The following is a 17139-nucleotide window of genomic DNA, read 5'->3' as shown; positions in this document are numbered from 1 at the left end:
CCCCCCCCCCCCCCCCCCCCCCCCCCCCCCCCCCCCCCCCCCCCCCCCCCCCCCCCCCCCCCCCCCCCCCCCCCCCCCCCCCCCCCCCCCCCCCCCCCCCCGGCGGAACGCCGTCTCAGGCGGTGGGGGTGGTCCCGCCGCCGGTGCCGGTGCCGCGCCCGCCGGAGAACCGGCGGCGGGCGTCGTCGATCCGGGCCTTGGTCTTGGGGTCCTTGGCCATCTGCTGTGCCTTCTCCGACACCTGCCGCAGGGCCTGCTGGCCCTTCGGGCTGCGGGCGAACTGGGCCACCTTGTCGAACACCGACGCCATGTCGTGCGTCTCCTCTCGCCGGGCCCCCTGGCGGGCCCCTCGTCCCGGTCAACGGCCGGCGCCGGGGCACCGTTCCGCGGCACCGGGCCGGTCAGGTGCGCGGCAGCACCGGCGGCGACGGCGACCGCTCGGGTTCCACCGGCCGGCCCACGCCGCGACCGGCCAGCACGGCCGCGCCGACCGCCGACGCGCTGCGCAGCGGCAGGTACGTCACCGGCCGCTCCAGCAGGTCGGCCAGCACCTGCCGGACCAGCGGGGAACGCCCCCCGCCGCCGGTGAGGACGGCCGGGTCGTCCGGCGCTCCGCCGAGCAGCGCGGCGGCGGCCGCCACGGCCGACAGCACCCCCTCGACCGCGGCCCGGGCCAGGTCGGCGCGGGTGGTCCCGGCCGACAGCCCGGTCCAGGCGGCGCGGTCGTCGGGCCCGGCGACGCCGCCGCGCTCACCGGTGAGGAACGGCCGGAACACCGCTCCCCCGGCGCCGGGCCGCGCCGTCCCCGCCAGGTCGAACAGCTCCGCGGACGGGACGCCGAGCACGCCGGCCACCCACGCCCAGGCCGAGGCGCCGTTCTGCAGCGCGGCCATCGCGTACCAGCCCTCGCCGGTGTCGGCGTAGCCGTGCACGGGCGGGTCGTCGGCGGGGGCGGGCGTCCAGCCCGGGCGCAGCACCTGCGCGCCGGTGCCGAGGTTGACCTGCAGCGCCGCACCGGCACCGGCGGCCAGCATCGCCAACGGGGTGTCCGCACCGCCGACGACGACCGGCACCTCCACACCGCCGAGCACGGCGCCGCCCGCGACCTCCGCCGAGGGCCGCACCGCGGGCAGCAGGTCCGCGCGCACCCCCGCCGCAGCCCGGGCGGCGTCGGACCAGCCGTCGGCGACGACGTCCCACAGCAGCGTCGCCGAGGCGTCGCTGCGGTCGGTGACCCGCGGGTCGGAGCCGGGCAGCAGGGCCGCCCGCAGCGCGTCCTTGGGCAGCAGGACGGCGGCCGCGCGGGCGACCCGGTCCGGCCGGTGCGCGGCCAGCCAGGCGAGCACCGGACCGGTCATCCCGGGGACCAGCGGGTTGGCCAGCGCCGCGCGGTCGGCGGCCGGCAGCGCGCGCCAGCGGGCGACCTCGGCAGCGGCCCGCCGGTCCGGCCACAGCACCGCGGGGCCGAGCGCGGCGCCGGCGTCGTCGACCAGGACCGTGCCGTGCATCTGGCCGGACAGGCCGAGCCCGGCCACCGGCCGCCCGTCGAGCTCCGGCAGCAGCCGGGCCAGCGCGTCGTCCAGCGCCGCCCGCCAGGTGCCGACGGCGCACTCGGCCCACCCCTCGTGCGGGCTCTCGACCGGGTAGCCGGCCTCCGCCTCGGCGACGAGCCGGCCGTCCTCGCCCAGCGCCACCAGCTTCAGACCGCTGGTGCCCAGGTCGGCGCCGAGCAGGACGGCGCTCACCGCGGGCGGTGGGTGGACCCGCCGGAGCGGCCGTTGCGGTCGGCGAGCAGCCCCGCCAGCGTGCTCAGCGCGATCTCCGCCGGCGTGCGCGAGCCGATGTCCAGGCCGATCGGCCGGTGCACGCGGGCCACCTCCTCCGGTGGGACACCGAGCGCGGCCAGCGCCGCGACGTGCGGTCCCTCGTGGCGGGGGTTGCCCATGACGCCGACCCAGCGCACCCGCCGGGCCAGCGCGTCGCGCAGCACCTCGCCGAGCTCGGGCCGGTGGTGGTCGGTGACCACGACGTCGGCGGAGGACAGGTCGCCCGGGACGCCGTCGAGGGACACGACGCCGGCGCCGCGGCCGGGGTCCGGGTCGAGCAGCAGGGTGCGGAACCCCAGCTCCGGTGCCCACCGCAGCAGCACCGCGGCCACCGGCGAGTCGAACACCGCCACGAGCACCCGCCCGGTCGCCTCCGGGGCCGGGGCGCCGTGGGCGACGCCGCAGGTCGGATCGGTCACGGCTCCCCCAGGAACCCGGCGATCGCCGACGCGAAGGCCGGCGTCCGGAGCACGGTCGTGTGGTCGCCCGGGACGATCCGCAGCCGGGCGCCGGGGATGGCCGCGGCGAGCGTCTCCGGGCGGGCCGCCAGCGGATCGGCGTCGCCGGCGAGGACGAGCGTGGCCGCGGTGATGGCGGCCAGGTCGGCACCGGTGGCGTGCACCGCGCGGGCGTGCGCGGCCAGCGCGCGCCGGTCGGCGTCCATGGCGTCGGCCATCCGGCGGAACAGGACGGTCCGGGGATCGCGGACGTCGGCGACGTCGGCCGCCTCGAGCGCGGCGGCCAGCGCGGCCATCAGCCCGGCGCGGCGCTCGGCACCGCCGCGCTCGACGAACGCCGCTCCGGCGCCGCCGACCACCAGCCGGCGCACCCGCCGGTCGGCGACGGCGACCAGCATCGCCACCGTCGCCCCCATCGAGTAGCCGACCAGGTCGAACGCGTCGTGACCGAGCGCGTCGGCCACCCGCCGCAGGTCGTCGGCCATCCGGGGCTCGCCGTAGGCGGTGGGGTCGTGCGGCTTGTCCGACCGCCCGTGCCCGCGGGCGTCGACCCCGACGACCTCCCGCCCGGCCGCCAGCAGGACCGCGACCGTCCCCGTGCCCACCCAGTTGAGCCGGGTGTCGGCGACGAAGCCGTGCTGCAGGTAGACCGGCGGGAGCCCGCCCGGCTCCCCCCACCGGTGCACCGCGACCGCGACGCCGTCGGCGCCGGGGACCCGCAGCGGGACCCTCGTCGCGGTCACGCGGCGCCCCGCTCCGGGCTGTCGCCGTAGGCGTAGGAGGCGTCGGCGTACCGGCCGCCCTGCGCGACCCCGGGCGGCGCGATCTCGCCGAGCCGCCGCAGGTCGTCCTCCGACAGCGACACCGCGCGCGCCCCGGCGTTCTCCTCCAGGTACGGGCGCCGCTTGGTGCCGGGGATCGGCACGACGTCCCCGCCCTGCGCCAGCACCCAGGCCAGCGCGAGCTGCCCGGGCGTGCACCCCTTCTCCTCCGCCAGCGCCCGGACGGCGTCGACCAGCCGCAGGTTGGCCGCGAACGCCTCCCCGGTGAAGCGCGGGTGGCCGCGCCGCCAGTCGTCGTCGGCGAAGTCCGCGGGGCTGCGGATCGCCCCGGTGAGGAAGCCGCGGCCCAGGGGGCTGAACGGGACGACGCCGATGCCGTGCTCGCGGGCGACGCCGAGGACCTCGGCCTCCACGTCGCGGGTCCACAGCGACCACTCGCTCTGCAGCGCCGCGATCGGGGCGACCGCGGCCGCCCGCCGGACCGACGCCGCGGAGGCCTCCGACAGCCCGAGGAACCGCACCGTGCCCTGCTCCACCAGCCCGGCCATCGCCCCGACGGTGTCCTCGATCGGCACCCGCGGGTCGACCCGGTGCTGGTAGTAGAGGTCGATCACGTCGACGCCCAGCCGGCGCAGGCTCGCCTCGGCGCAGGCGCGCACGTTCTCCGGCCGGCCGTCGATGTCCATGCCCCCGCGGTCGTTGCGCCGCAGCGAGAACTTGGTCGCCAGCTGCACCTCGTCGCGGCGGCCGCGGATCGCCTCGCCGACCAGCTCCTCGTTGTGCCCGTCGCCGTAGACGTCGGCGGTGTCGAGGAACGTCACCCCCAGGTCGAGGGCCCGGTGGATCGTCGCGAGCGACTCGGCGCGGTCGGCCGCGCCGTACATCTGGCTCATGCCCATGCAGCCCAGCCCCAGCGCGGAGACGGTCAGGCCGTCGCGGCCGAGCGTGCGCGGACCGGTGGGAGAGGTCATGCCCGCATCCTCGTCCCGGCCGGCGACCGCACGCCACCGGCCGTTTCCCCGCCCGGCACCCGGGTAGCCGCCCGGGACAGCGACCCCCGGGAGGACCGATGAGCGCGCGTTCCGGCCGACGCACGGCCCGGTTGCTCGGCCTGGCCAGCCTGGGCCTGGGCACCTCGATGCTCGTCTCGCCGCAGGGCGTCGCCCGCCTCGCCGGGGTCGACGACTCCCCCGTCGCGCTGCCGGTCATCACCGCCGTCGGCGCCCGGGAGCTCGCCCACGCCGCCGGCCTGCTCGCCGGCCGTCCCGGCTGGGCGTGGACCCGCGTCCTGGGCGACGCCGTCGACCTGGCCGCGATGGGCGTCGCGCTGGCCAACCGCAGCGGCGAGCGCGAGCGCCGGCTCGGCAACGTGATCGTCGGGGCATCGGCCCTGACCCTGCTGGACCTGCTCACCGCGCTGCGGTCGCGACGCCGGCGCCGCACCGCCAGGCCGGGCCCGGCTCCGGTCCGGCGGCCGACCACGGGACTGGTCGCGCCGATGGTCGACGTCCGGCCCGCCCTGGCCGGCCGGCCCCGACCGCCGGTGACCGGGCGCGCCTGACGCGCTCAGCGCCGCGCCAGGCCGTCGACGCGGGCCACCTCCTCCCCGGTCAGCGAGAAGCCCCCGATCGCGAGGTTGGCCCGGATCCGCTCCGGGGTGGCCGACTTGGGGATGACGACGACCCCGTGCTCGACGTGCCAGCGCAGCACCACCTGCGCCGGGGTGACGCCGTGCGCGTCGGCGACCTCCCGCAGCACCGGGTCGCGCAGGTCGGTGTTCTTGAACGGGCTGTAGCCCTCGAGGACGACGCCGCGCTCCCGGTGCCCGGCCTCGACGGCGGCGTCGTAGAGCGCCGGCGCCCAGCTGACCTGGTTGACCTGCGGCGTCACCCCGGTGGCCTGCGTCAGCCGGTCGACCTGCTGCAGCGAGTAGTTGCTGACGCCGACGGCGCGGGCGCGACCGGCCTCCCGGGCGGCGACGAACCGCTCCCACAGCTGCTCCCCCGCGCCGCCGGGCGGCCAGTGCACCAGCCACAGGTCGACCGCGTCCAGGCCGAGCGCGGCCAGCGACGCGGTCAGGGTCTGCTCGGCCCGGCCGGCCTCCCGGGGCGGCAGCTTGGTGGTCACGAACACCTCGTCGCGGTCGACGCCGGAGTCGCGCAGCGCCCGCCCGACCTCGGCCTCGTTGCGGTACATCGTCGCGGTGTCCAGGTGCCGGTACCCGGCGTCCAGGGCGGTCCGGACGGCGTCGTAGCAGGCCGCACCGGTCAGCTGCCAGGTGCCGAACCCGAGCAGCGGCATCGCGCCGCCGCCGTCGAGCGGAGCGGCGGGGACGGCGTCAGGGGCGGCGTCGGTCATGCCGCTGCCCTGCCCGCGCCGGCCGCCGCCGACACCCGCGGGCCCGCCGTCGCACCGCCCGGGACCGGCCCGCGCGCCCCCGCCCGTCCCGGGTGGTGGGATGGAGCGGCGAGCACCCGCCCGGGGCGCCGCCGAGGAGGTCCGAGTGCAGTACGCCGAGTCCGTCGTCGACCTGATCGGCGGCACGCCGCTGGTCCGGCTGTCGCGGGTCACCCGCGACCTCGGGCCGGACGCCCCCCTGGTGCTGGCCAAGGTCGAGTACCTCAACCCCGGCGGCTCGGTGAAGGACCGGATCGCCGTGCGCATGGTCGACGACGCCGAGGCCAGCGGGGAGCTCAAGCCCGGCGGGACGATCGTCGAGCCCACCAGCGGCAACACCGGCATCGGGCTGGCGCTGGTCGCCCAGCAGCGCGGCTACCGGTGCGTGTTCGTCTGCCCCGACAAGGTCAGCCAGGACAAGATCAACGTGCTGCGGGCCTACGGCGCCGAGGTGCACGTCTGCCCGACCGCCGTCGACCCGGCCGACCCGCGCTCCTACTACTCGGTCTCCGACCGGCTGGCCCGCGAGACCCCCGGCGGGTGGAAGCCCGACCAGTACGCCAACCCGGCCAACCCGCGCTCTCACTACGAGACCACCGGCCCGGAGATCTGGCAGCAGACCGAGGGGAAGGTGACCTGCTTCGTCACCGGCGTGGGCACCGGCGGCACGATCAGCGGCATCGGCCGCTACCTCAAGGAGGCCTCCGACGGCCGCGTCCGCGTGGTCGGCGTCGACCCGGAGGGGTCGGTGTACTCCGGCGGCACCGGCCGGCCCTACCTGGTCGAGGGCGTCGGTGAGGACTTCTGGCCCGACGCCTACGACCGCGGCATCGCCGACGAGATCGTCCCGGTGTCGGACGCCGACTCGTTCCACATGACCCGCCGGCTGGCGCGCGAGGAGGGCCTGCTCGTGGGCGGCTCCTGCGGCATGGCCGTCGCCGGCGCGCTGCACGCGGCCGAGAAGCTGACCAAGGACGACGTCGTCGTCGTGCTGCTGCCCGACGGCGGCCGCGGCTACCTGAACAAGATCTTCAACGACCAGTGGATGGCCGACTACGGCTTCCTCGACGTGACCACCGGCGGGGAGACCGTCGGCGAGCTGCTCGAGGCCAAGTCACGCAACGGGGCCGGCGCCACCCCCGTGCTCGTGCACACCCACCCCAACGAGACGGTGCGCGACGCGATCGACATCCTGCGCGAGTACGGCGTCAGCCAGATGCCCGTGGTGAAGGCGGAGCCGCCGGTGACCGCCGGCGAGGTGGTCGGCTCGGTCGACGAGAAGGTGCTGCTCGACGCGCTGTTCGCCGGGCGGGCGTCGCTGTCGGACCGGGTGGAGAAGCACATGTCCGCGCCGCTGCCGATCATCGGGTCCGGCGAGCCGGTCAGCGCCGCGGTGGCCGAGTTCGGCGAGGCCGACGCGCTCATCGTGCACGTCGACGGCAAGCCCGCCGGCGTCGTCACCCGGCAGGACGTGCTCGGCCACCTCGCCGGGGTGACCCGGTGACCGAGTTCTCCGGCTTCGACACCCGCGCCATCCACGCCGGGCAGGACCCCGACCCCGCCACCGGCGCGGTCGTCGTCCCGCTGCACCTGGCCACCACCTTCAAGCAGGACGGCGTCGGCGGGCTGCGCAACGGTTACGAGTACGCCCGCAGCGCCAACCCCACCCGCGACGCCCTGCAGGAGCTGCTGGCCTCGCTCGAGGAGGGCACCGCGGGCCTGGCGTTCGCCTCCGGCCTGGCCGCCGAGGACACCCTGCTGCGCACCGTGTGCGAGCCGGGCAGCCACGTCGTCCTCGGGGGCGACGCCTACGGCGGCACGTTCCGGCTCATCTCGAAGGTGGTCTCGCGCTGGGGCGTCGAGCACACCCCGGCCGACCTCAACGACCCCGACGCCCTGCGCGCCGCGATCCGGCCGAGCAGCACCCGGGTGGTCTGGTGCGAGACGCCGACCAACCCGCTGCTCAACGTCGCCGACATCGCCCTGACCGCCGAGATCGCGCACGAGGCCGGCGCGATCCTGGTCGTGGACAACACCTTCGCCTCGCCCTACCTGCAGCGGCCGCTGACCCTGGGCGCCGACGTCGTCGTGCACTCGACCACCAAGTACCTCGGCGGGCACTCCGACGTCGTCGGCGGGGCGCTGGTCGTCCGCGACGACGACCTCGCCGGGCAGCTGGTCTTCAACCAGAACGCGATGGGCGCGGTGTCCGGGCCGCTGTCGGACTGGCTGGTGGTGCGCGGCATCAAGACCCTCGGCGTCCGCATGGACCGGCACCAGGCCAACGCCGGCCGCATCGCCGAGTTCCTGCTCGGGCACGACGCGGTGTCGGCCGTCCTCTACCCCGGCCTGCCCGACCACCCCGGCCACGACATCGCCGCGAAGCAGATGTCGGGCTTCGGCGGGATGCTGTCGTTCCGGCTGGCCGCCGGCGAGGAGGCCGCGTTGCGGGTGTGCGAGCGGGCGCGGCTGTTCACTTTGGCCGAGTCCCTCGGCGGCGTCGAGTCGCTCATCGAGCACCCGCACCGCATGACCCACGCCAGCGCCGCCGGCTCCCCGCTGGAGGTGCCGGCCGACCTGGTGCGGCTGTCGGTGGGCATCGAGGACGCCGACGACCTGCTCGCCGACCTGGAGCAGGCGCTGGCCTGACCCGCCGGTCAGTCAGCGAGCGCGAGCGCCCCGGTCGGGCACTGGGACACCGCGTCCCGCGCGGCGTCGACGTCGTCCGGGTGCTCCTGCAGCACCCGGACGGCGCCGTCGTCGTCGACCTCGAAGACGTCGGGGGCGAGCAGCTCGCACTGGCCCGAGCCCACGCACACCTCCCGGTCGGCGGAGACGCGCATCAGCGCTCGCCGCCGAGCCGTGCCGGGAGCCGCTTGAGGCCGTTGACGAACGAGGACGCCAGCCGGTGCGGCGGGCCGGTGACCTCGAGGTCGGGCAGTTGCTCGAAGACGGCGCGGAAGGTCACCTGCAGCTCGCGGCGGGCCAGGTGCGCGCCCAGGCAGAAGTGCGGGCCCTTGGAGCCGAAGCCGACGTGCGGGTTGGGGTCGCGCCCGACGTCGAAGCGCTGGGGGTCGGCGAACACCTCGGGGTCGCGGTTGGCCGCGGCGTAGAACAGCAGGAACTTCTCGCCGGCGGTGAAGCGGTGGCCGCCGATCTCGCCGTCCTGCGTGGCGGTGCGCCGCATCCAGGTCACCGGGCTGACCCAGCGGACCACCTCCTCGACGCCGGTGCGGTCCAGCCCGGGGTCGGCGGCCCACCGCGCCCACTGGTCGGGGTGCTCCGACAGCGCCAGCAGGCCCTGCGAGATGGCGTTGCGGGTGGTCTCGTTGCCGGCGACCAGCAGCAGGATGAAGAACGACGCGATCTCCTGGTGCGAGAGCTGCTCCCCGTCGACCTCGGTGGTGACCAGCGCGGTGGTGAGGTCGTCGCGCGGCTCGGCCAGCCGCTCGGCCGCCAGCCGCTCCATCAGCGCGGCCATCTCCATGCCGGCGGTGAGGAACGCGGTCAGCGGGTCGTCGTTCTCGATGAGCTCGGGGTCGCCGCCGGACAGGATGACGTTGGAGTTGGCCAGCACGGCCGGCCGGTCGTCCTCGGGGACGCCCATCATGTCGCAGATGACCCGCAGCGGGATCGGCGCGGCGATGTCGGCGACGACGTCGATGACGCCGTCGTTCGCCTCGGCCGTCGCCCGGGCGCGGGCCAGCACGTCGTCGACGACGGCGCGCACGGAGTCCAGGGTCCGCTCGAGCATCCGCGGCGTGAACGTCTTCGAGACGATCCGGCGGATCTTGGCGTGCCGCGGGTCGTCCATGCTGATCAGCGAGCCGTAGAACTCGTGCAGCTCGGCCGGGACGTCCTGCATCGACACCGCGCCGCGGCCCGAGCAGAAGACCGCCGGCTGGGAGCTGATCGCCTCCAGGTCGGCGTAGCGGGTGACCGCGTGGTAGCCGGGCCCGGCCGGGATCCCGGGGAGGTCGGGCTCGGCGAAGAAGGCGAACGGGCGCTCGCGCCGCAGCCGGTCGAAGGCGGCGTGCCGGTACGCCGGCGGCGTCGTCCACCAGTCCCGGTCGGACAGGTCGACGGTCGCCAGGTCGACGTCGGCCGGGTCGATCCCGCCGGCGTCGGCCGGGGGGACGGCAGCGATGGTCACGGACGACTCCCTCGTCGGAACGGTCACCGTTGACCGCACGCTAGAGAGCCGATCGCGTGAGGGGCAACACACTCCCGGCGCGTCGTACGGATCAGGACCGGCCGGATCGCCGGGGCTCCCGTGCCTCAGGAGTCGTGGGCGACCAGGTCCTGGTACTCGGGGTGACGCTCGATCCAGCCGCGCACGAACGAGCAGTGCGGCACGGCGCGCAGGCCCCGCGTCCGGACGTCGTCCAGGGCGCCGCGGACCAGCGTGCCGCCGAGGCCGGAGCCCTCGGCCTGCGGGTCGACCTCGGTGTGGGTGAACACCACGTCGTCGCCGCGGCGCCGGTAGGCGGCCAGACCGAGCAGGCGGTCGCCGTCGCGGATCTCGTAGCGCTCGGCGTCGGGGGCGTCGTGCACGGTGGGCTCCATGTGCGGGGCCAACCGCTCCGGGCGGCGCACTGTTCCGGCCCCGGACACGACGAGGGCCCCGGAGCGGCTGCTCCGGGGCCCTCGTGCGGTGGTAGCGGGGACAGGATTCGAACCTGTGACCTCTGGGTTATGAGCCCAGCGAGCTACCGAGCTGCTCCACCCCGCGTCGGCAGCACCCACTGTACACGCGCCCGCGCCGGGTGCCGGCGGGGCCCCGTCGGCCGGGGTCCTCCTCCCCGGGAGGCACTGCGGGCAGGAGCCGCTGCCGGCGGTGACGACGCGCTCGTCGAGGCGCGGGGGTGTGCGACGACTGCTGGTCGCCGGACGGCGGGCGGCGCGACCCTGCCCGGGTGACAGCGCGAGGACGCCCGGCGGCGGGACCTCCGCTGACCTGACCGGGGGTACCGCCATGAGCACCTCGACCGGCAGCACCTACGACTCCAGCGTCTGGTCACGGGCCGGCGCCGCGGCCCCGATGGGCACCGTCCTCGGGACCGGCGTCCCGCCGCAGACCGGTCCTCCGCCACCGACCGGGCAACCGGGATCGGGCCCGTGGCGCCACCTGGCGCGGACCGGCCTCCCGGTCGCGCTGGGCGGCCTCACCGGCGTCCTCGTCGCGCTGGGCCTCTCCGGGGACGCCCTGTCCCGGCTCGTCCGCAACTCGCCGCGGGCCACCGCGACCGCCGTCGTCCTGGCCGTCCTCGGGGTCACGATCCCGGTCCTCGCGGCCGTCGGCCAGCAGTTCCAGCGCACCGCCGTCCTGCTGGGCGGAGTCGTCCTGGTCACCGGCGCCCTGGTGGCCGTCCTGGGTGCGGCATCGGCGATCGCGGAGCGGGAGGAGCCCAGCCTGACGCTCACCCCCCGTGCGGTCGGTCCCGCCGGCGACACCGTGCGGATCGAGGTCGCCGCCCGGGGCTCGTCGCTCGCCATCGAGGACCACGTGCTCGTGCGCGTGGTCGCCTTCCGCGCCGGGACAGCCATGGACGACGCGCGGGCGGCCTGCGCCGACACCAAGGACCTGACCGTCCAGACCACCGACGACGCCGGGAGGCCGGTGGCACAGCCGGTCCTCTACTCGGGGGAGAGCGGTCCCACGACCACCGGCGCCACCTCCCACACGATCACCCTGACCGTGCCCACCACGTACGAGTACGTCTGCGCGCACGCGGCGCTGACCGGCCGCTCCGCAGGGTCCGACCCGCGCACGGCCACGGTGATCGCCGCCGTCGCCGGCCTGGCCTGATCCCCGTCCCACCGGGCCCGCACCACCAGGTACGGCGCCCCTGCCGCGCACCGTCCACCGTCCTGCGGCGCGGGCCGGGCCGATCCGCGATCGGACCGCTGACGACACGGCAGGTGACGTCAGTCGTCGACGAGCACGACCTCGTACTGGTCAGCGGTCGGCGGGATGCCGGTGTCGAACTTCGCGTTCACGACGGCGAGCCTGCCGTCGTGCCGGATCGCCGTGGCCGGGATCTGGAAGAGGTCGCTCGTGATGACCTCCACGACCGATCCCCTCGTCAGGTCCCCGCTCAGCCGCACCTCGGTGACCTGGTTGCTGTTCTGCACCGCCCAGAGCCGCCGGCCCTGCAGCACGATGCCGTCCACGGCCGGCACGCTGACCCCGGCGATCTGCGCGCTGTCGCCCGTCGCCGGGTCCACCGTGTACAGCGCGCCGTTGGCCGAGTGGGCGACGACGAGGGTGCCGCCGTGCCGGACGGCGGCGATCCCGTTGAGGTTGAACGGGCCGGGGGTCTCGGCCGCCGGACCCCGCAGGGTGAGCGCGCGGAACTCCGTGCCCGGTCGACCGTGGCGGTCGACCGGCACGAAGTACAGGACGCCGCTGCGGCTCTCGGTGAACCACGCGCCAGCCTTCGTGACGGTGACGTCGTTGACCACCGTGGTGGGCGGATCGGCGTCCGGTGGGGACGGTGGCGTGAACTGGTAGCTGGCGACGGTGGCGCCGGTCCGCAGGTCGTAGACGTAGGCCTGTCCGGTGCCGCCACCGGCCACGTACAGCAGGTCGTGCCGGGTGTCGGCGTCCATGCCGACCGCCCACCGACCCTGCGGCGCGTCGATGAAGCGCTCGGCGGTCCCTCGCTCCAGATCGCCGCGGTAGATGTCGCCTTCGAACAGGTCGCCCGCGTAGAACGTGCTGCCCTCGCCGCGCGTGATCCCCTCCGCCGAGGTGGCGCCCGGCAGGACGATGACCTCCGGCGCCGTCGTCGCACCCCTCGGCGGTGTCGCCGTGGCGGAGGGCACGACCGCGACCACCAGGCCGACCACTCCGCTGACGAGCACCGCCGCCCGCAGCCGGCCGGTCGTCCTCCGCACCGTCATGGGCATGGCTGCCTCCACTCGGCATCGTCGTACTCGTGGACGGGACGGCGTCAGCCGCCCGCCCTCCCGACTGTCGCCCGTGCCGCCCGTGCGGCCCAGGGACCAACGCCCCGGTCGTCCCGATCCCCCGGCCAGCGACCGACCGGGCCCCGGCGGCTCCGGAGCCCGGTCGAGGGCCCGGTCGCCGACCCGCAACCGCCTCTCAGCCCGGCACCTCGAGGAACGGCAGCAGCACCTCCAGCAGCCCGGACGGGTTCTCCTCCGGCACCCAGTGCCCAGCGCTCGGCACGGTGACCGCGCGGACGTCGTCGGCCACCTCCCGGGCCATCGCCTCGTCGACCTCCGCGAACAGGTTGGCCTCACCGGCCACGGCGAGCACCGGCACCGTGAGCCTCCCCGCGGCGGCCAGCGCGGCCCGGTTGTCCCGGTCGTCCTGCGCGAACGCCCGGTACAGCTCGAAGCCGGCACGCATCGCACCGGGCTGCCGGAAGTCCGCCGCGTAGCGGTCCAGGTCGTCCGCGGTGATCGCGCACGGGTCGTGGGCGGCGCCGTCGAAGAAGAACCGCAGGTACTCCCGCTCCCGCCCCGCCGTGAGGAACTCCGGCAGGTCGGGGGTGGCGTGGAAGGCGTAGTGCCAGTGCCGGGGATCGCTCGCCAGCTGCTCGTGCACCTGCGTGCCGGGCAGCGTGGCCTCCATCAGCACCAGCCGGTCGGCGTCCCCGCGGAAGCGCAGTCCGTGCGCCAGCGCCACCATCGACCCGATGTCGTGGCCGACCACCGCCACCCGGCCGTCGACGGCCAGGTGGTCGCGCACGACCGTGTGCACGTCACCGGCCAGCGTCCAGGTGTCGTAGCCCGCCGCCGGGCGGGACGACGCGCCGGCACCGCGGAGGTCCACGGCCACCACCCGGTGCCCGGCCTCGGCGAGCGGGCCGATGACGTGCCGCCAGGACCACCACGACTGCGGATAGCCGTGCACCAGCACCACGGTCCGCCCGTCCGCCACAGCCGCCCCGGCCACCACGTGGTGGATCCGCACACCCGGCGCCACCACGGCGGTGCCGTGCTCGACCCCTGGCGTGCCGGCGCCGCTCACGCCCCCACGCCGCTCTCTGCCGACCGCGCCGGACCGGCCGGGCGGGGCAGCCACGGCTCGAACTCCCGCGGGAGGACCGCGGGGGGCTCGACGGGGTCGGCCATGCCGTCATCCTGGCGCGCGGGTGGCGACGGCTCCAGCGTGGCGGTGCCGTGGGGGTCTGAGCCCCGTCCCGGGTGTGGACGCCTCAGCCCCGGCCGAGGTGGTCGTGGACCATGCGGATGACCACCGCGCCCTCACCGACCGCGGAGGCCACCCGCTTCACCGCCCCGTGCCGGACGTCGCCGACGGCGAACACGCCGGGCAGGCTGGTCTGGAACTCGTGGGTCCCGCCACCGGCGGACGCGCCGCTCCGGTCCGGGCCGGTCAGGACGTAGCCGGCGTCGTCCCGGTCGACGGCATCGGGCAGCCACCCGGTGTGGGGCTCGGCGCCGATCATCACGAACAGACCCGCAGCCGGCACCGTCCCGGTGTCCCCGCCGCCGCGGTGGCGGATCACGAGGTGGGTCAACCGCCCCTCGCCGCCGCCGCCCACCACCTCGGTGCCGTACCGGACGGCGACGTTGGCCGTGGCGTCGATCTCGCGGACCAGGTAGTCGGACATCGTCGCGGCCAGCGAGGACCCGCGGACGAGGAGCGTCACCTGCCGTGCGTAGCGAGCCAGGTGCAGCGCCGCCTGGCCCGCCGAGTTGGCCCCGCCGACGACGTACACCTCCTCTCCCGCCATCGCCTGCGCCTCCGGAGCCGCCGCCCCGTAGAACACCCCGGCGCCGATCAGAGCGTCCAGCGACGGGACACCGAGGCGGCGGTAGGTCACCCCGGTGGCCAGGACGACGGCACGGCTGACGAAGGCGGACCCGTCGGCGAGGGAGACGACCCGCATCGCACCGTCCGCCCGCAGACCGACCGCCCGCGGCCCGTAGACGAACTCCGCGCCGAGCAACCAGGCCTGCTCGTACGCCCGTTGCGCCAGATCGGCGCCGGTGATGCCACGGGGGAACCCCAGGTAGTTGCGGATCATCGAGCTGGTGCCGGCCTGCCCGCCGATCGCCTCCGCCTCGAGCACCGCCGTGCGCAGCCCCTCCGAGGCGCTGTAGACCGCCGCGGCCAGACCAGCGGGACCGGCACCAATGATCGTCACGTCGTACGGCTGCGCGCCCGGCTGCGTCCGCATCCCGAGGGCGGCGGCGATCTCCACACCGGACGGGCTCTCCAGGACCCGGCCGTCGAAGAGCACCACCACCGGCAGCGCCCCCGCCAGCGCGCCGACCTCACCGAGCAGAGCCCGGCCCTCCTGCGAGCCCACGTCGAGGAAGTCGAAGGGGACGCTGTTGCGGCTGAGCAGGTCCCGCAACTCGTGGGAGCGGGCCGACCACCGCTCCCCCACGATCCGCGCGGTGACGAAGTGCGGGCGGTGCGGCAGCGCCCACTCGTACAGCCACTGACCGATGGCCTGGTGGAAGTGCTCGTCACCGGGTCGCCACGGCTTGGGGATCCAGTCGATCTGCCGCAGCACCGACGCCGACAGCACCGGCGCCGTGGACCGGTCGCCCCAGGTGATCAGCACCGCCCGCTTCGCCTCCGGGTGCAGGGTGCGCACCCGGTCGAGGAACTCGGTGCCGGTCATGCCGGGCATCCACTGGTCGGCGAGGACCAGCGCCACCTGCCCGCCCGCCGCCCGCACCCGCGCCAGGTCGCCGAGTGCCTCCTCCGCCGAGGTGAGACAGCGGACGTCGTAGTCGGCGGCGTAGCGCTTGGCCAACTCCCCCTGCACCGCAGCGAGCGCGGCCGGTTCGTCGTCCACCGCCATCAGCACGGGCCTGTCCATCGCTCCACCTCCGCCGGTGACCGCGCAGTGTGCCGCAGCCGGTCACCGTCCGGAGAGCCGTGGAGGCCGGAGGCCGCGAGAGCAACCGGCGGCCCGCACGGCCTACGACGCACCGGACCCCGGCCTCCACCTGGAGGACCGGGGTCCGGTCGTGCGTGGCGGGGGGACCGGCCGAACCACCGCTCCCGCTGTTGGCCTTCGCTCATCGCCGCAGGTCACAAGCCGCTGCACAGGCACCTGCACACCCCGTCGTGGTCCGTTTCCGGGTCGGCCGGCCGCGAACCCGGGGGAGACGGAGGTGATCATGCCGGCGACCGGACAGCGATCGCGGCGCCGCAACCCGCGGCCGACCGGCCCCGGCGCGAGGGGCCGGCGGAGCGGGGCGGACGGGAGAACCACTCTCCGCTCGCGCGACGCAGGCCCGGCCACGACACCCGTCCCCTGCGGGTGCAGCCGCCCCTCGGTCAGCGCTGAGGGGACCCGCCACTGCGCTGCCCACGGCCGGTCCGGGTCACTGCCGGGATGACCGGCGTGCGACGAAGCCCGCGATGGCGTCGTTCACGAACGCAGGGTTGTCCTCGTGCATCAAGTGCGACGCCCTCGGTACCACCAGCAGCTCGGCCCCGGGCATGAGCTCGGCAAGCCACTCGCTGAGCGCGCCCTCGATCGTCGGGCTGTCCTCGCCGGTCAGCAGCAGAGCCGGTACCCGCACGGCGGAGAGGTCCGGCTCGGCCAGCGGTGGGAACCCGGCACGGAACTCGGCGTGCAGCTCGGTCACGCTCTCCCGCATCTGCTGCCAGCGCTGCGGGGTCAGCCGGGCCAGCGCCTGCCGGCCCAGCACCCCGCGGGCGAACAGCTGCAGCGCCCGATCGGCATCACCGCGTCGGTAGGCCCAGGCCATCGGGGCGGACGTGCGCAGCCCGAATGCCAGCACCGCCAGCGTCGCGCGCGGCCGGCGACGCAGGCTGCGCGCCAGGACGGCCGGCTGCGGGCGGGGCCCGGAGCCGAGCACCAGTGGCAACAGCGGCGGCTCCTCGAGCACCAGGCTGCGGACGACCTCGGGGTGCTCGATCGCGGTGAGCAGACAGATGAACGCACCCCACGAGTTGCCGACCAGGTGCGCCGGAGCCGCTTCCAGGGTGTGCAGCAGCGCGACGAGGTCCTCGACGTGCGCCGGCATCGGGTCTGTTGCGCCAGGGACGATGGCCTCGTTCGGCCGGGCGTAGCGGCGGCTGTAGGCGATCACCCGGCACCGCGCACCGAGGGGATCGAGCTGGGCGGCCCAGGTGCGCAGGTCACCGAGACCGCCGTGCACGAGGACCACCGGCTCCCCGGTACCCACCTGCCGGTAGGCCAGCGACACCCCGTTGACCATCACCTGCTGCAGCGCGCCGAACCCACCGCCGCCCGCCGCCTCGACAAGCGCCATGCCACGCTCCTCGATCCCCTGTGCAGCACGACCCTCCTCGCCGGTCGACCTCCTGTGCAACGGCCACGGCCGAGAGGTGACGCCGCACACCGGACGCACCGCAGGGAGCGGGACCGCCCCGACCGCGCGTCACGGACCGAGCCGGTCGGGTCGTGCCACATCATCCGCACCGGCCTCGTCCGGGTCCGGGGCGTCCCTGTCCCGGTGTCGGCGGCCCGGCGGTGGCCCTCGCCGAGACGTTGACGCAGGTGACCGTGGTCGGCATCGACGCCTTGCCTTGCGTGCTCGCCCTGGCCGACCACGTCCGCCCGGCCAGCCCCCCGGCAGACCGGATGGTGCTCCACCGGCAGGACGTCGCGACGAACGACCCGTGCCACAGTGACCTCCTCGGCCACCGAGGGACCGAGGTCCGCCCCT

At 75.9% G+C, this 17139-nt stretch carries 17 protein-coding genes and 1 tRNA gene; 4 read left to right on the top strand and 14 right to left on the bottom strand.

All coding sequences use genetic code 11. The features are described from left to right. Positions 1-115 precede the first annotated feature (115 nt). From ACI78U_RS06645 to ACI78U_RS06625, 5 genes are all read right to left on the bottom strand, one after another. Positions 116-310 (bottom strand): hypothetical protein, encoded by a 195-nt coding sequence (locus ACI78U_RS06645; protein WP_456874494.1) that lies wholly within the window; start codon positions 308-310, stop codon positions 116-118. Positions 311-401: 91 nt separating this feature from the next. After that, on the bottom strand, positions 402-1745 hold the full coding sequence (locus ACI78U_RS06640; protein WP_456874493.1) for an FGGY family carbohydrate kinase: 1344 nt from the start codon (positions 1743-1745) through the stop codon (positions 402-404). Continuing rightward, positions 1742-2245, bottom strand: coding sequence for an XdhC family protein (locus tag ACI78U_RS06635; RefSeq protein ID WP_456874492.1), 504 nt, complete (start codon positions 2243-2245; stop codon positions 1742-1744). Before ACI78U_RS06635 ends, ACI78U_RS06640 begins: the two co-directional genes overlap by 4 nt. Beyond that, positions 2242-3027: an alpha/beta fold hydrolase gene (locus tag ACI78U_RS06630; protein WP_456874491.1), complete on the bottom strand. Its 786-nt coding sequence runs from the start codon at positions 3025-3027 to the stop codon at positions 2242-2244. Before ACI78U_RS06630 ends, ACI78U_RS06635 begins: the two co-directional genes overlap by 4 nt. Next, positions 3024-4037, bottom strand: a complete 1014-nt coding sequence (locus ACI78U_RS06625) for an aldo/keto reductase (protein WP_456874490.1) — start codon at positions 4035-4037, stop codon at positions 3024-3026. The genes ACI78U_RS06630 and ACI78U_RS06625 overlap by 4 nt, the downstream gene beginning before the upstream one ends. 98 nt (positions 4038-4135) lie before the next feature. Between ACI78U_RS06625 and ACI78U_RS06620 the strand changes: the two genes are divergently transcribed. After that, complete coding sequence (locus ACI78U_RS06620; RefSeq protein ID WP_456874489.1) at positions 4136-4627, top strand: hypothetical protein; 492 nt, start codon at positions 4136-4138, stop codon at positions 4625-4627. Positions 4628-4632: 5 nt separating this feature from the next. Here ACI78U_RS06620 and ACI78U_RS06615 read toward each other — a convergent pair whose 3' ends face one another. Further along, positions 4633-5424 carry an aldo/keto reductase gene (locus tag ACI78U_RS06615; RefSeq protein WP_456874488.1) on the bottom strand — a complete coding sequence of 264 codons (792 nt, stop codon included), beginning with the start codon at positions 5422-5424 and terminating at the stop codon, positions 4633-4635. 145 nt (positions 5425-5569) lie between these two features. Here ACI78U_RS06615 and ACI78U_RS06610 point away from each other — a divergent pair, with 145 nt between their 5' ends. After that, positions 5570-6967 carry a cystathionine beta-synthase gene (locus ACI78U_RS06610; protein ID WP_456874487.1) on the top strand — a complete coding sequence of 466 codons (1398 nt, stop codon included), beginning with the start codon at positions 5570-5572 and terminating at the stop codon, positions 6965-6967. Further along, a complete protein-coding gene (locus ACI78U_RS06605) occupies positions 6964-8112 on the top strand; it encodes a cystathionine gamma-synthase (protein ID WP_456874486.1) in 1149 nt (382 codons plus the stop codon). The genes ACI78U_RS06610 and ACI78U_RS06605 overlap by 4 nt, the downstream gene beginning before the upstream one ends. Positions 8113-8120: 8 nt before the next feature. On the opposite strand, the gene ACI78U_RS06600 is transcribed toward ACI78U_RS06605, so the two are convergent. The 4 genes from ACI78U_RS06600 to ACI78U_RS06585 all read right to left on the bottom strand — a co-directional run bounded on the left by ACI78U_RS06600 (position 8121) and on the right by ACI78U_RS06585 (position 10195). After that, positions 8121-8306 (bottom strand): ferredoxin, encoded by a 186-nt coding sequence (locus ACI78U_RS06600; RefSeq protein WP_456874485.1) that lies wholly within the window; start codon positions 8304-8306, stop codon positions 8121-8123. Continuing rightward, the gene (locus ACI78U_RS06595; protein ID WP_456874484.1) at positions 8306-9616 is read right to left on the bottom strand and encodes a cytochrome P450; all 1311 of its coding nucleotides are present in this window, start codon (positions 9614-9616) and stop codon (positions 8306-8308) included. Before ACI78U_RS06595 ends, ACI78U_RS06600 begins: the two co-directional genes overlap by 1 nt. A gap of 125 nt (positions 9617-9741) precedes the next feature. Beyond that, positions 9742-10017, bottom strand: coding sequence for a GNAT family N-acetyltransferase (locus ACI78U_RS06590; RefSeq protein ID WP_456874483.1), 276 nt, complete (start codon positions 10015-10017; stop codon positions 9742-9744). A gap of 101 nt (positions 10018-10118) precedes the next feature. Further along, positions 10119-10195, bottom strand: a tRNA-Met gene (locus ACI78U_RS06585). Between the two features lie 243 nt (positions 10196-10438). Here ACI78U_RS06585 and ACI78U_RS06580 point away from each other — a divergent pair. Next, positions 10439-11272, top strand: a complete 834-nt coding sequence (locus ACI78U_RS06580; RefSeq protein WP_456874482.1) for a hypothetical protein — start codon at positions 10439-10441, stop codon at positions 11270-11272. Between the two features lie 119 nt (positions 11273-11391). Here ACI78U_RS06580 and ACI78U_RS06575 read toward each other — a convergent pair whose 3' ends face one another. The 4 genes from ACI78U_RS06575 to ACI78U_RS06560 all read right to left on the bottom strand — a co-directional run bounded on the left by ACI78U_RS06575 (position 11392) and on the right by ACI78U_RS06560 (position 16722). After that, a complete protein-coding gene (locus ACI78U_RS06575) occupies positions 11392-12375 on the bottom strand; it encodes a hypothetical protein (protein ID WP_456874481.1) in 984 nt (327 codons plus the stop codon). A 196-nt stretch (positions 12376-12571) separates the two neighbouring features. Next, on the bottom strand, positions 12572-13465 hold the full coding sequence (locus tag ACI78U_RS06570) for an alpha/beta fold hydrolase (protein WP_456874480.1): 894 nt from the start codon (positions 13463-13465) through the stop codon (positions 12572-12574). A 187-nt stretch (positions 13466-13652) separates the two neighbouring features. After that, entirely contained in the window at positions 13653-15293 is a 1641-nt protein-coding gene (locus ACI78U_RS06565; RefSeq protein ID WP_456874479.1) for an FAD-dependent oxidoreductase, read from the bottom strand. A 511-nt stretch (positions 15294-15804) separates the two neighbouring features. Then, entirely contained in the window at positions 15805-16722 is a 918-nt protein-coding gene (locus ACI78U_RS06560) for an alpha/beta fold hydrolase (protein ID WP_456874478.1), read from the bottom strand. Between the last annotated feature and the right edge of the window lie 417 nt (positions 16723-17139).

The sequence above is a fragment of the Geodermatophilus sp. SYSU D00710 genome (assembly GCF_054050195.1).
The sequence above is the reverse complement of the archived record's forward strand: the minus strand, read 5'-3'. Positions and strand labels throughout refer to the sequence as shown.